The sequence below is a fragment of the Streptomyces sp. NPDC008079 genome (assembly GCF_042957385.1).
Lineage (GTDB): Bacteria > Actinomycetota > Actinomycetes > Streptomycetales > Streptomycetaceae > Actinacidiphila.
In genome coordinates this window covers 1,194,855-1,208,565 of the sequence record NZ_JBIBIC010000001.1, presented here as the reverse complement: position 1 = coordinate 1,208,565, position 13,711 = coordinate 1,194,855, and the positions used below count along the sequence as shown (strand labels likewise).

Here is a 13,711-nt window from a genome sequence, read left to right as displayed (position 1 = left end):
CATGTTTGATCGCAGCGGGCATATTCGGGATTCACTCCGTGTCCGAGATTGAACGGAAAGTGAGAGGGCTTGTCAGTTTCGTTCAAGTGTGCTGATATTCGGGCTGGATTCCTTTCGCTCCGAGGCGCTGCGGAGTCGGCTTCCTCAGGGGGGAGGCCGATTTCGCGGAAGCGGGCACCAGCCCGTGACGCCCCGGTCCCGGTCGTCCGGGCGGCGGTCGTCACCGCCGCGCGGGCGCCGTTCCCCTTCCAACCCGTGAGCGGTCCATGTCGCAGAACTTCTTCGAGCCCCGCACACCGGTACGGCGGCCACGGCCGCCGGGACCGGCGCTCGGCCTGCCGCCCGGCCTGGTGCCGGGGCTCGAACCCGCGGCCCGGGAGGGGAAGGCCGCGGGACCGTCCGGGGGCGGGGGGCCGTCGGGGCCTGGTGAACCTCCCAGACCCGGCGGCCCCGACGAGCCGTCCTGGCTCCGGATCTACTGGAACACCCTGCGGTCCTTCGTCCGGCGCCACCTCGGGCTGAGGCCGAAGGCGCCGGCCGCGCCCGGCGAACGGGCCGCCCGGCGGCACCGGGGCCGGGCGCTCGCGGTCACCGTGCTCGTCCTGGCGGTGGTGTCCGCGGCGGCCGTGGTCGTCCTGCGCGACCGCGGCGGCTCCGGGACCGGGTCCGGGACCGAGGGCTCCGACCGGCCGACGGCGGCCGTCGATCCGAACGCGTCCGCGTCCGGGTCGTCTTCCGGGTCGTCGTCCGCGTCGTCTTCCGCGTCGGTCTCCCCGTCCACGCCACCGCCGATCCGCGACGCCGTCGCGACCTGGGTGGCCGGGCACATCGGCCCCACCCACGTCGTCGCCTGCGATGTCGCCGTCTGCGCCGCGCTCGTGTCGCACGGCTTCCCCGCGGGCTCCACGCTCACCGTCACCTCCTCTCCGCAGCAGCTGCTCGGCGCCGATGTCGCCGTCGTCACCGGCCCGTTGCGCGCGATGGCGGGGGACGCGCTACGGGATCTGACCGGCCCGCAGCCGCTCGCCGTGTTCGGCGGGGGTGAGGGTGACGGGGCCGGGGCGGGTGACGAGGCGGGTGACGGGCCCGGCAGCGGTAGCGGGACGGACGCGGCGGCCGACGCGCAGCGCGCCGAGGTGCTGCCGATCGCCCACGCCGGGCGTACGGCGTACGAGCGCGTGGCCGCCGCGGACCGCGCGGAGCGGCGCTTCTCGGGGGCGGCGCTCGCCGCCAACCAGCGGATCACCTTCCAAGGCGGCACGCGCGCGCTTCTGACGAGTGGTCATGTCGACCTGCGCGTCTGCGCGTTGCTCGCCGTCCTCAGCAGCGGTCACACCCTCACCGTCGCGTCCTTCGACGCGCCCGCGCCCGGCGCCGGTGCCGACGTCCCGCGCGGCGGCGTGGCGATCTCGCGCGTGGACGGCGCCCCGGCCACGGGGAGCGGACCGCAGGCCGCCGCGCTGCGCGCCCTCGTCGACGCCCAGCAGCCGCCCTACCGGCCGCTGCGGACCGCGGCCCGCACCGGCGGCGCCGGAACCCCCGCCGTCCTGACCGTGCTGTACGACCAGCCCGCGCCCGACGGCCTCGTCAGCGCCAACTCCCCGTCGTGAACGCCGCATCGCCCCCGCCCGGCCCGCCCTCCGGGCCCGGCCCGAACCCGGACCTCGACCGTGGACGCCGCAGCCGACCCCGTACCGGCCCCCGGCCCGACCGTGAACGCCGGACCGACCGGCCCACCCCGTTGGGCGGCCCGACCCCGAGCCGCCCCGACACAGGCCCCGACCCCGACCCCGCCCCTGAACCCCGAGCCGACCGGCACACCCGCCCGTCAGACGGCCCGACCCCGGCCCGCACCGACGCACGCCCAGACCGCGCCCTCGCCCCCGCCCCCGCCCCCGCTCCTGAACGCCGGACCAATCGGCGCAATCGCCCGTCAGAAGGACTTCGCATGAGGCTTTTCCCGCGGGCGACCGCGCGCACCGGATCGTCGTCCAGACCGTCGTCCAGATCCTCGTCGCGGGCCGCCGCGCTCGGCGCCGCCGCCGTTCTCACGCTCAGCGCCGCGGTGCTGGCGGGCCCGGCCGCGGCCGGTGCGTCGGCGGCTCCCGCCTGGTCCGGCGGCTGGCTGCGGCTGGCGCACTTCTCGCCCGGTACGCCGCCGGTGGACGTCTACCTCTACCCCTTCGGCGGATCGAAGGCCGCGATGGTGCTCAAGAGCGTGTCGTACGGGCACGCTTCGCCGTACGAGTCGGTCGCCACCGGCCAGTACACGGTCGCGATGCGCAAGGCGGGCGACCCGGCGTCGGTGTCGCCGGTCATCTCCTCGACCGTGCGGGTCGTGCAGGGCCGCGCGTACACCGTCGCCGGGCTCGGCCCGAACTCGGCGCTGCAACTGCGCACGCTCTCCGACCAGTTGTCGGCCCCGCAGGGCCAGGCGGCGGTACGGGTCATCCAGGCGTCGCTGAGCCAGCCCGCCGTCGCGGTCCACGTGGCCGCGCTGAACCAGGGTTCGCTGCGCTTCCCCGCCTCGACCCCGTACCGCACGGTGTCCGCGGGCAGCACGACCGTACGGGTCTCGGCCGGGGCCGCGACGACCTCCCGTACCGTCCAACTGACCGGCCGCAGCACGCACACGCTGGTCGTCCTGTCCTCCACCGGCTCCGCGCCCGGCCTGCTCGACCTCACCGACTCCGCGGGGCCGAGCCGTCAGCCCCACGGCGGCGTGGACGCGGGCTTCGGCGGTCTCGACCAGCGGAAGGCGGCGGCCGAAGGCTCCCGTACGCCCCAACTGGTCGGCTGGGGAGCCGCCTTGGTCATCGGCTCCGGCCTGCTGGTGCTGTCGGTACGCCGACTGCGGCGCGGCTGAGCGGCGTCATGGCGCCGCGACACGCACGGCCCCGGCCGCGTCATCGGGGAGCGGCCGGGGCGCTCGCCGTCCTCGGAGCGGTGACGGTCGCGGGCGGCGCCGTCGGCCTCGCCGCGAATCTGGGGACGCGGCCGGGCTCCGGCCACGCGCGCGCCGCCGTCGGGGCGGTCGCCCCGGAGCCGGGCCGGGTCGTCAGCCGGCCCGTGGCCCCGACGGAGGCGACCGACGCCCGGCCCCGCGCGCTCGCCATCCCGGCCATCGACGTCGACACCCCGCTCGAACCGCTCGGCCTGACCCCTTCCGGCGCCCTGGACACCCCCTCGCGGCCGAGCCGGGCGGGCTGGTTCGACGCGGGCCCGGTCCCCGGTGCCCCCGGCCCCGCCGTGCTCGTCGGCCACGTCGACTCCCCCGGCGGCCCCGCCGTCTTCTCCCGTCTCTCACTCCTGCGGGTCAACGACGTCATCCGCGTCACCCTCGACGACAACCGGACCGTCCGCTTCCAGGTGACGTCCGTCCGGAGCTACGCCAAGGACGCGTTCCCCACCGAGGCCGTCTACGCCCCGCGCCCCGACCCCCAACTCCGCCTGATCACCTGCGGCGGCCGTTTCACCGGCCACACCTACCTCGACAACATCGTCGTCTTCGCCCGCCTCCTGCCCTGAGGCCGCCCGCCTCGTCCCCCGCGACACAGCGCGCCGTGAGGATTCCGAATGCGTTTCGCGGGAGCGGTCTGACATTCCCGCAACGCCGTTCCGGATAGCCGTACATCGCGGAAAACGGAATGCCGCACCTTACTTGCAGCGTGAATCAAGTTGAATCCGGAATTCCGCGCCGGAGGGCCGTTTCCCGGATCTGATTCAAGCCGCATACCGCCGAGAACGCGCCAAGCCTCGGTACGGGATTCGAGGTCGGCCGGATCCGCGCCTATCGTCGGCCGGGTTGCCGCGGACCACCCGGCACCGGCACGGGGGAGCACACATGCGTGGGATCAGAAGACCGCCCATCGGCGCAGCGCAGCACGTGAGACGGTACGGGCCCGCAGCGGCGACCGCCTGACGCGTCGCCGTCCGCACCGGCGCCCGCCCGCCCGCGCCGGGCGTCCACGTACCCCGTACCGCCCGAAATCCGGCCCCCGGCCGGACATCGCGCGGTGCGGAATTCCCGCTTCCCATTCGCCTGCCGACCACCGCCGTCGCCGCCCGCTGACGCCGGTGGATTCAGGCATGGGCGGACCGTTCCGACCCGCCCGCGACAGGCAATTCCCGGAGCGCAATTTCATGGTTGCCAGTGCAACTGAATGTGTGCCAGGGTTCTGCCTCGTCCGATCAAGCCCACGAGAAAGCGGAGTTCATTCATGAACAAGAAAACCGGAATTAAGGTCGCCGTCGCCGCTGTCGCCCTCAGCTTCGCCGCCGCCACGCCGGCCCTGGCCACCTCGGTCGACGTCGGCGGCGGCAAGTGGAGCTACGACCACGGCGCCAACACCGCGTGGTCGAACTACAAGCACCCGACGAACAAGCACGCGTCGTCGGTGAAGATCGGCACCGTCGTGTTCGGCAGCGGCTGCACGGCCAAGGGCGTATGGTCCCTGGCCTCCGCGGGGCTGAACGGCAACTCGGTCAGCTACTACTACAACCCGTCCTGCTGACCCTCCGTCAGCGAGGAGGCCGGTCATGGCTGACCGGCCGGGCGGTACCGGTCGGGCGGTACCGGTCGGGCGGTAGCCGCCGGGTGGTAACGGCCGGGTGATCCGGCGCGGTTGTGGAGGCGGGGACGTCACCGCCTCCACGGCCGCTCGCCCCTCCCGCGCCCGCCGTAAGCCGCAAGCCGCAAGCGGTAAGCCGTGAACAGCCGGTACACCGTACGTCGCCGTCACGCCGTCACGCCCGTCTGAATTCCCGAGCGCCCTCAACCGAGGAATCACCATGCTGCATCGCGGTATTCGAGTCGTCCACGCCGCCCTTCTGGCCTTCTCCGCCATCCTGGCCTTCCTCTTCGTGCGCGGACTCGACGAGGACGGGGTGCTGGGCAACTCCGCCATGGTCGACGTGCTCGACTCCGACGGATCGACGAGCGCGCCCCACGTCGTTCAGGCCGTCGAGTCGTTCGCGGCGCGGCACGGGGTCGGGGTCGCGCGCGAGGTGCCCGACCTCAAGAACCCCGACACGGTCCGCCACCTGTACCTCGCGCCCGGCGGCACCGGTACGCGGACCGCGAAGTGGCTGGACCACGGCTACCCGGCGTTCAGCGAGAACTTCACCACCCGCGTGCACCCGCTCGCCGACGTCGGCCAACTCGACCCGCGCGGCACGTACTACGTCTTCGGGCCGGCGGGCGCCGCCGACGCCCTGCGGCTGGAGTTCACGCACCTCGGCATGACGGTCGAGGTCAGCCACCCGCTGTCCGCACGGGGGTTGATCGACCGGTACAAGAACGACTCGCTCTTCCGTTCCTTCTACGTCGTCGCCCTCGCGGCGCTGACGATGACCGGCGCGAGCGTGCTGCTCAACGCGCGGGCGTACGGCGTACTGCGCATGCAGGGCATGTCCTTCACCGGCATCCTGCTGCGCGACCTGCGGCGGCTCGCCGTCTTCTGGCCGCTGTCGGCCGCCGTCGTCGCGGCCGCGGTCCTCACCTTCCTCGGCCTCTACAACGGCCTCGCGTGGCTCGGCCTGTTCGCCGCCGTGGCCGCGGTCCTCGCCGTCCTGCTGGCCGCCGTCGTCCTGGCCGCGCACGCGGCGGCGCTCGCGCTGACGTTCAAGGTCGGCGTCCTGCCCGCACTCAAGGGCGAACTCCCGTCCCGAGCCGCGTCCTTGAGCGTCTACCTGGTCCGTGTCCCGGCGCTGCTGCTCGCGCTCAGCATCGCCACCAACGCCACGCTCGCGAGCCGCGACGTTCTCACCCGTGAGGACAACCGGGACGCGTACCACGCGGTCGGCGACGCCGTGTCGATCCGGCTCAGCGGCGCATTCGCCATGCACATGGACCAGTTGGACCAGCACGTCGGGCCGTGGCTGCGCAGAGCCGACGCGCGGGGCGAGGTGATCGTGGCCGGGCGGCGGGACCTCCAGATGTCCGCGCCCGGTGAGCACCTGCCCTCCGGCGAGATCCTCGTCGTCAACGACACCTATCTGGCACGGCAGCCGATGGTCGACCCGGCGGGGCGGCGCTACGCGTCGCAGGCCGGGAGCGCGACGGCCGCGGACGCCCGCGCGGTACGGCTGCTGATCCCCGACACGCTCGCGTCGGACACCCCCGCGATCACCAAGGCCGCCGAGGCGATCATCGACCCCGACCTCACCGGGCGCGTCCCCATGAAGGTCTCGGCGACCCGCGGCGGCCAGCGCGTCTTCGGCTACAACACCGGTGAGTACTCCTACCGTTCGGGCCACGACGCGGCCGAGGACCGATCCATGGTGCGCGACCCGGTCGTCATCGTCGTCCCCAACGGATCGCGCTTCCTCACCGACGACGCCTACACCGCCATCGCGACACAGGCCGGAGTCGTCTTCCCCGACCCCGCCGACGTGACCGCGGGCATCCGCGCGGAACACCTCCAGGACTACGTGAACTCCATGAGTCCGGTGGGCGAGAAGACCGCCCTCGACCTCAGGAAGGCGCTCACCGAACTCCGGGTCCAGATCTTCAACCTGGTCATCGCCGCGATGGTGCTCCTCATCGCCGCGGTCGGCGTCTGCCTCATCTACGCCCGCAAGAACGCGCAGAGCATCTTCGCCCAGCACGTCAGCGGCTGGCGGTACGTCGCCTCGCACCGCTTCCTCCTGGCCGTCGAGGTGGCCATCGCGGTGATCTTCGCGACCCGGGTGCCGTTCCAGGCGTGGCAACAGCGCCAGCACCTGCGGCAGTTGGCCGCCGCCGGTGAGCCCGCGACCTTCGAGCCGACCCGGCTGACCGCGCTCGACCTCGGTGTCATCAGCGGTCTGGTCGTCTTCGAACTGGCCGCCGTGCTGCTCGCCCTCGCCTACTTCCACCGCCGCATCGTGAAGGAGGGCGCGACCGGGACCTGAGCCGGCCGCGCCCACGGAATTCCTCCACCGAGCAGGAGTGTGCCTGTCATGACGAAGCTGATCGAGATCGAGAGTCTTTCGAAGTCCTATGGTTCCCGCACGTTGTGGGACAACGTCAACCTCACCGTGGAGCGCGGCGAGATGCTGGCTCTCGTCGGTCCCAGCGGATCGGGAAAGTCGACCCTCCTCAACTGCCTCGGACTGCTCGACCGCCCGACGTCCGGTGCCATCCGGTACGAGGGGAAGGACATCACGCGGTTCGGCCGCCGCGACATCCGGCAATTCCGCCGTGACACCCTTGGATATCTCTTCCAGCACTACGCGCTCATCGAGAGCGAGACCGTCGAGCAGAATCTCGAAGTCGCGGCCAGGCCGCGGCCGTTGCTGCGCGGCAAGGCAGGGCCCGCGATCGCCGAGGCCCTGGAGCGGGTCGGCCTCGCGGGGCGCGGCAAGGAGACGGTCCATCACCTCAGCGGCGGTGAGCAGCAGCGGGTCGCGCTGGCGCGCGTGCTCGTCCAGCGCTCGGCGCTGGTGCTGGCGGACGAGCCGACGGGCGCGCTCGACGACGCCAACTCGGCCGTGGTGGTGGACATTCTGCGGGAGCTGAGCCGGTCGGGGTGCGCGGTGGTGATCGCCACGCACGACGCGGGCGTTCGGGACCGCTGCGACAACGTGTTCGCGGTGGGGAGGGGCGCGGGGGCCGCACCGGGGGCGGGGGCCGCACCAGGGGCAGGGGCCGCAACGGCATCCCCCCGGCAGGCCGTACCCGCGCCCGCATCGACCGCCGCATCGGCCGCCGCGCCGAACAACGTACCGAACAACGCGCCGAACACGGCGCCGAACAACGTTCCGGCCACCGTACCGACGGCCATTTCGAGCGGTGCGCGCGCGGAGAAATGACGTTCCGAAAGTCCGCCGCGCGCGCCGGAGTAGGATGCGTGTCACCGCCATCAGTGGGTGTCGATCACGCTTCCTCCAGGCGGTTCACAATTCAACAAACTGCCTCGGGTGCCTCTTTGACGTCCACCGACAGCAAATCCCGTTCGATTCAAAGCCGTTCGGGATTCAAAGCAACCATCACGGCCTCTCGGGCATCTTTACCGAGTCGGGCGATGCTGATCTGGCTGATTCCGCCGCTGTGGACTCTCGCCCTCGGCCTCTGGGGACTCTCCCGGCAGCACACCGTCTGGCGTGACGAGGCGGCCACCTGGCAGGTGGCCGGGCGGTCGACCCCCGAGATCCTGCGCATGCTGCACCACGTGGACGTCGTGCACGGCCTCTACTACCTGCTGATGCACGCCCTGTTCAGCGTGTTCGGACCCCACACGACCACGCTGCGGCTGCCCTCGGTGCTGGCCGGCGCGGTGGCGGCCACCTGCGTCGCGCTCATCGGGCGGCGGCTGGCCGGTCCCGCCGCGGGCCTCGCGGGCGGGCTGGCGTTCGGGCTGCTGCCCGCCGTGCAGTTCTACCTCCAGGAGGGGCGGCCGTACGCGCTGGTCGCCGCAGGGGCCGGGGTGTCGACCCTGCTGCTGGTCGCCGCGCTCCAGGAGGACACCGGACCGCGCCGCCGCGCGTGGCGCTGGGCGGGATACGGCGGCGCCGTCCTCGTCTGCGGGCTGCTGAACTGGTTCTCGCTCCTGATCCTCCCCGCGCACCTGGCCACACTGCTCTGGTCCCGGGCCGCCGACCGCCGTACGTGGGCCGCCTGGACGGCCGCCTCCGCCGTCGCCGTCCTGGCCGTCACTCCGCTGGCCCTCTTCAGCCGGGGCCAGTCGGCGCAGGTGTCCTGGATTCCGCCGCTGACCTGGCACATGCTGATCGGGCCCGGGGTGCTGGTGCTGATCGGCGGCGTCTGCGCGGTGGTGTCCGGCCGCCGTATCGCGGGCCGCGCCCGTACGGACGTCTTACGTATCGCCCCACCTCGTACCGGCACGCCTCGTATCGCCCCACCTCGGTCAGACGCGCCTCGTACGGACGGGCCTCGTACGGACGCGCCTCGTACGGACGGGCCTCATGCGGACGCGCCTCATGCGCATGCGCCTCGTACGGACGGGCCCCGTACGGACCGGTTGTCCGCCGCCGCCGTGGGGCTGCCGTTGCTCGCGGTGCCGCAACTCGGCCTGGTCTGCGTGTCGTTGTTCCAGCCGCTGTTCCTCGACCGCTATGTGCTCTTCAGCATGCTGGGCCTCGCGCTGCTCATCGGCGCGGCGATCGGCGCCGCGGTGCGCGCCGCCCGGCCCCGTTTCCCGCGCGCGTCCGCGTGGATCGTCCCCGTGGCGGTCGCGCTCGCGACGGTGGCGCTGATCCCGCAGTCGCTCGCCGAGCGCTCGCCGAAGAGCCGGGTCGACGACGTCATGGCCGTGGCCTCCGACGTCCAGCGGCTCAAGCGCCCCGGCAACGCCGTCCTCTTCATCCCCTCCGCCCGCCGCGACACGGAATCCGTCTCCCCCGGCGCCTTCTCCGGCCTGCACGACATAGCGCTGACCGAGACCCCGGAGCGCTCCGGAACGCTGAAGGGCCTGGAGGCGGCCCCGGACCGCATCCGTACGGCGATGCTCGCGCGGGACCGCATCCTGCTGGTCACCGACGTCCCCTGGATCGCCCGCCCCCTGACCGCGGCGCAGGACCGGATGAAGATGCGGGTCCTGCTGACGTACTTCACCCCGGTGGCCGATGTCCGCGTCCACGGACGGCGGTTGACGGTGTACGAACGCCTTCCCCGCCCCGCGCGCGCCGCCCGCTGAACCGTCCGGCCGCACGGGACTGGGCCGGGCAGCCGAATCCTGCGGCCATGCGACTGACATATGCCAGGAGCAGGGGCGCTCCGGGACCTACGCCGTTACCTTGATCATCCCGGCCGGGTGGGTGGTCCTCGTTCCCGTGCCGCGTCGTGCTGTCCGCGTGTCCCGGAGCCATGGAGAGCCCCATGCCGAGATATTGCGCTGCCCGCCGCACCGTCCCGCTCGCCGCCGCCACCGTGCTGCTGAGCGCCGCCACTCTGGCCGGCCCGATGCTCGGCAGCAGCGAGGCGGGCGGACACATCGACTCCCCGTCCGTCGCGGCCGACCCGGCGGCGAACATCACCGATGTCTACGCGTTCACCAGCCCCGACAAGCCGGACATGGCGACGCTGGTGCTGAACTCGTACCCGTTCCAGGCGCCGGGGACGGCGGTGGCGAACTATCCCTTCGCGACCCGCGCCCGGTACGAGCTGCACATCGACGGACGCGGCACCGGGGTGCCGGACATCACGTACCGCTGGACGTTCCGCAACGAGGACCGCCGCTTCCTCGGCGCGGGGCCGATCGCGTCCGGGCCCGCGCGGTCGGTCGACGATCGCACGCTGCTGTTTCGTCAGCACTACACGCTGGAGCGGATCAGGGGCGGCGGCGCGCCGGAGGTGCTGGTGGCCGACGGCATCGCCGCCCCCACCCGTACGGGCGCGCTCCAGATGCCGGACTACGGCGGACTGCGTGCCGGGACGGTGCGGAAGCTGCCCGGCGGCGGCCAGACGGTGGCCGGGCAGGCGGCCGAGCAGTTCGTGACCGACGGGCGGGTCTTCGGCCTGTTCGTCCTGGGTACGGCGGGGCCGGTTCCGGGCGCGCTGTCGGCGGCCAATCCGCTGCCCGCGGCGAATGTGAACAGCCTGGTCCTCCAGGTCCCCAAGAGCGAGCTGGCGCTCGGCGGTGACGCGCGGCGCAATCCGGTGGTCGGGGTGTGGGGCACGGTCTCGCGCGAGGGCGCCGACCTCAAGAGCAGCCTGCGGGCGCAGGAGCCGTCGTACCGCCAGGTCGCGCGGCTGGGCAATCCGCACATCAACTTCGCGCTGCTCGGCTCGTTCGCGGCGACGGCGGTGCCCGGCGGCCCCGAGGACCGGTTCAACTTCCGTCCGGCGGAGCGGGATCACCTCGACGCGGCGTTCATGGCCGCCGCGCTCGACCCGGCGCCGCCGCACCGGATCGAGACCGCCCAGGGTTTCATCGCGCCCCCCGGTCCCCGTACCGACATCCGCGCCCTGTTCCTCAGCGGCCTCGGCAAGGACAACGGCGCCAAGTTCGGCATCGACCTCAACACGCAGGCCATGAACGCGGACGCGGACCCGAAGGCGATCACCTTCGCCGACGAGCTGCGGCTGAACCTCACGACTCCGGTCACCGCCAAGCCCGACAAGTACGGGGTCCTGGGCGGTGACCTCCAGGGCTACCCCAACGGCCGGCGGATCAACGACGACATCGACCCGGCGCTGCTGCGGATGCTGGAGGGCGAGCCGGGCGGACGCTCCGCCGCGGGGCTGCTCCCGCCGCCCGCCTTCATCCTCCAGCCGACACCGGCCACCGACGTCTTCCCGTACGTCAACCTCCCGCACGCGGGCCCGTGACGGCGCCCGGCCGCGCGGGCCGCTCGGGGCGCGGGGGCGGACCCGAATCCGCGCCCGACCTCACATCCGACCTCACGCCTGGCCCCGCGCCGGACCTCGCTCCCGGTCCCGCGCCCGGTCTCACCCCTGGCCCCGCGCCCGGCCTCGCTCCCGGTCCCGCATCTGACGCCGCGCCCGAAACCGCGCGCACGCGCGGCCTTCCGCGTCGTCGGCCGCCGGCTCTCGCGGTGGGGGGTGCCGTCGTCGTCGTGCTGGCGTGCGCGGCGGGGTTGCTGGCCTTCGGGCGGACGGCGCCGGCGCACCGGGGGGCGCCGGGGCTGGACGCGTCGCCTCCGGGGGCGGTCGGCCAGGTCGACACGGCCAGGGCCGCCGTAAGGGCCCGGCCCAAGGACGCGGCGGCGTGGTCGCAGCTGGGCCTGGCGGAGGTCGAGCAGGCGCGCACCACCATGGACGGGCGGCAGTTGACGGGTGCGGCGACCGCCTTCCGGCGTTCGTTCGCACTGCGTCCGAAGGAGAACTACGACGCGGTCGCGGGCTCCGGCATGCTCGCCAACGCCCGCCACGACTTCGGCGCCGCCCGGGACCTCGGGCGGCGGGCGACCGCCATGGCACCGGACCGGGCGACCGGCTACGCGGTGCTCGCCGACGCGTACATCCAGCTCGGCGACTATCCGGCCGCCACCGACGCGGCCCAGCGGCTCCTCGACCTCGCGCCCGCGACCGCCGGATACACCAGGGCCGCCTACGACCTGGAGACCCACGGGCGGACCGCCGACGCCGCCATCGCCCTCCAGCGCGCGCTGGACACCGCCGCCATCCCGGCCGACACGGCGTTCTGCGAGCACCGCCTGGGCGATCTGGCCTGGGACTCCGGCGATGTCGCCGCCGCGAACACCCACTACCGGCGCGCCCTGGCCGCCTCACCCGGCGACTACTACGCGCGGATCGGACAGGCCAGGACGGACGTGGCGCGCGGCAGGACCGCGCGGGCGCTGGCCGGTTACGCCGCCGTCGCCGACCGGGTGCCGCTCCCGCAGTTCCTGCTGGAGTACGCCGAACTCCAGCAGGCCACCGGTCACCGGCAGGACGCCGAGGCCCAACTCGCCGCGCTGGCGGGCGAGGTGCGGCTGCTCCGGGCCTCCGGCGGCCCGGTCGATCCGTACCTCGCGCTCTACCAGGCCGACCACGCGGACCCCGCGGTCGCCGTCGCGCTGCTGCGCGGCGAGTGGAGCCACCGGCACAGCGTCCTGGTGGCCGACGCGCTCGGCTGGGCCCTGCACCGTACCGGCCGGGACGCCGAGGCGCTGGTCTACGCACGGCGGGCGGCGGCCACCGGCTGGCACAGCGCGCTGTTCGTATATCACCGGGGAGCCGTCGAAGCGGCGCTCGGCCTGCCGCGGGCCGCGGCCGACCTGCGCGCCGCCCTCCGCATCAACCCGCACTTCTCCGCGCTGCACGCCCCGTTGGCGGTCCGCCTGCTGGAGCGGGAGCCCCGGGCGAGCTGACGCCCGGGCGTCGGCACGGCGGGGCCGCTGTTCGATCAACCGCTTCGGCGTACGAATTAGTCGTTCGAGCGAAGCTGTGCGCCCGATTGACGGGCCAGAGAGAGTCGACGGCCAATTCCGCACACAACGTCCGTTATGAACCACTTCCGTGCGTGGGGGAATCCGGCTCCTCGGGCCGGTACCCCCCCCCGTCACGGACCGGGCGCTCCCGCCCGGGCAACGACCGTCGACTCACCCCACAAGGAGAATCACGTGCGCGCCGTCCAGAATCTGACCGCACTCGCCCTGGCCACCGGGCTCGCCGTATCGCTGGGCCTGGCCGGCTCGGCCACCGCCGCCCCCACCACGCCGAACGCCGCGTCGTCCGTCACGGCCGACGGCATCTACATCTCGCCCTGGGGCAGCGCGGACGTCGCCTTCAGCCCGGCGGCCAAGGCGTACTTCGCCGAACGGCACGTCACCCTCGGCGCGATCGCGCCGTTCACGAAGACCCCGGACGGATTCCACATGCCGATCGGCAGCACGGAGGGCGACCACGTGGACAGCAAGGGCCGGATCTTCTACCCGGGCGGCATGTCGTTCACGTACCCCAACGGCACCGTCGTGGAGCTGCGGCCCACCTACATCCGCGTGATGCCCACCCCGGGGTACTCCGCGGGCGTCGTGGTGAACGGGAAGCAGGTGTCGCCGGAGATCCTGGCGGCCACCACCACCCCGGCCGAGGTGCTGGCCAACGGCCGCCCGACCTTCACCGGCTTCAAGCTCGACCGGGTTCCCTTCCACATCACCCAGGAGCTGACCGACACCCTCGCCCAGGCAAGCGGCGAGCCCGGCCCGAAGGCGGGCGACCTGTTCGCCACCCTGACGCCGTACTTCGACTACGTGCCCACCCGCGCCACGAACTGACCCCCACCCGCCCGGCCACCCGGGCTCC

10 protein-coding genes are annotated in these 13,711 nt (G+C 73.2%); all 10 read left to right on the top strand.

Going from position 1 to position 13,711, the window contains the following annotated elements; all coding sequences use genetic code 11:
- The first annotated feature begins 266 nt into the window (after positions 1-266).
- Positions 267-1,610, top strand: a complete 1,344-nt coding sequence (locus tag ACFZAM_RS05305; protein WP_391042902.1) for a hypothetical protein — start codon at positions 267-269, stop codon at positions 1,608-1,610.
- Between the two features lie 338 nt (positions 1,611-1,948).
- A complete protein-coding gene (locus ACFZAM_RS05300) occupies positions 1,949-2,866 on the top strand; it encodes a DUF4397 domain-containing protein (RefSeq protein ID WP_391042900.1) in 918 nt (305 codons plus the stop codon).
- Between the two features lie 8 nt (positions 2,867-2,874).
- The gene (locus ACFZAM_RS05295) at positions 2,875-3,528 is read left to right on the top strand and encodes a class F sortase (RefSeq protein WP_391042897.1); all 654 of its coding nucleotides are present in this window, start codon (positions 2,875-2,877) and stop codon (positions 3,526-3,528) included.
- 692 nt (positions 3,529-4,220) lie between these two features.
- Positions 4,221-4,514 carry a lactococcin 972 family bacteriocin gene (locus tag ACFZAM_RS05290; protein ID WP_355336333.1) on the top strand — a complete coding sequence of 98 codons (294 nt, stop codon included), beginning with the start codon at positions 4,221-4,223 and terminating at the stop codon, positions 4,512-4,514.
- Positions 4,515-4,791: 277 nt separating this feature from the next.
- Entirely contained in the window at positions 4,792-6,894 is a 2,103-nt protein-coding gene (locus tag ACFZAM_RS05285) for a hypothetical protein (RefSeq protein WP_391042894.1), read from the top strand.
- A gap of 48 nt (positions 6,895-6,942) precedes the next feature.
- A complete protein-coding gene (locus tag ACFZAM_RS05280) occupies positions 6,943-7,794 on the top strand; it encodes an ATP-binding cassette domain-containing protein (RefSeq protein ID WP_391042891.1) in 852 nt (283 codons plus the stop codon).
- A gap of 212 nt (positions 7,795-8,006) precedes the next feature.
- Positions 8,007-9,638, top strand: coding sequence for a glycosyltransferase family 39 protein (locus tag ACFZAM_RS05275; RefSeq protein ID WP_391042889.1), 1,632 nt, complete (start codon positions 8,007-8,009; stop codon positions 9,636-9,638).
- Positions 9,639-9,820: 182 nt separating this feature from the next.
- Complete coding sequence (locus ACFZAM_RS05270) at positions 9,821-11,272, top strand: DUF4331 family protein (protein WP_391042888.1); 1,452 nt, start codon at positions 9,821-9,823, stop codon at positions 11,270-11,272.
- 227 nt (positions 11,273-11,499) lie between these two features.
- Positions 11,500-12,777, top strand: coding sequence for a tetratricopeptide repeat protein (locus ACFZAM_RS05265; RefSeq protein ID WP_391042886.1), 1,278 nt, complete (start codon positions 11,500-11,502; stop codon positions 12,775-12,777).
- A gap of 252 nt (positions 12,778-13,029) precedes the next feature.
- Positions 13,030-13,683 (top strand): hypothetical protein, encoded by a 654-nt coding sequence (locus tag ACFZAM_RS05260; RefSeq protein WP_391042883.1) that lies wholly within the window; start codon positions 13,030-13,032, stop codon positions 13,681-13,683.
- Positions 13,684-13,711 lie beyond the last annotated feature (28 nt).

Coding starts and splice junctions, on each gene's coding strand:
- ACFZAM_RS05275 (WP_391042889.1), top strand. CDS start 8,007: ATGCTGATCTGGCTGATTCCGCCGCTGTGGACTCTCGCCCTCGGCCTC.
- ACFZAM_RS05305 (WP_391042902.1), top strand. CDS start 267: ATGTCGCAGAACTTCTTCGAGCCCCGCACACCGGTACGGCGGCCACGG.
- ACFZAM_RS05300 (WP_391042900.1), top strand. CDS start 1,949: ATGAGGCTTTTCCCGCGGGCGACCGCGCGCACCGGATCGTCGTCCAGA.
- ACFZAM_RS05290 (WP_355336333.1), top strand. CDS start 4,221: ATGAACAAGAAAACCGGAATTAAGGTCGCCGTCGCCGCTGTCGCCCTC.
- ACFZAM_RS05285 (WP_391042894.1), top strand. CDS start 4,792: ATGCTGCATCGCGGTATTCGAGTCGTCCACGCCGCCCTTCTGGCCTTC.
- ACFZAM_RS05280 (WP_391042891.1), top strand. CDS start 6,943: ATGACGAAGCTGATCGAGATCGAGAGTCTTTCGAAGTCCTATGGTTCC.
- ACFZAM_RS05270 (WP_391042888.1), top strand. CDS start 9,821: ATGCCGAGATATTGCGCTGCCCGCCGCACCGTCCCGCTCGCCGCCGCC.
- ACFZAM_RS05295 (WP_391042897.1), top strand. CDS start 2,875: ATGGCGCCGCGACACGCACGGCCCCGGCCGCGTCATCGGGGAGCGGCC.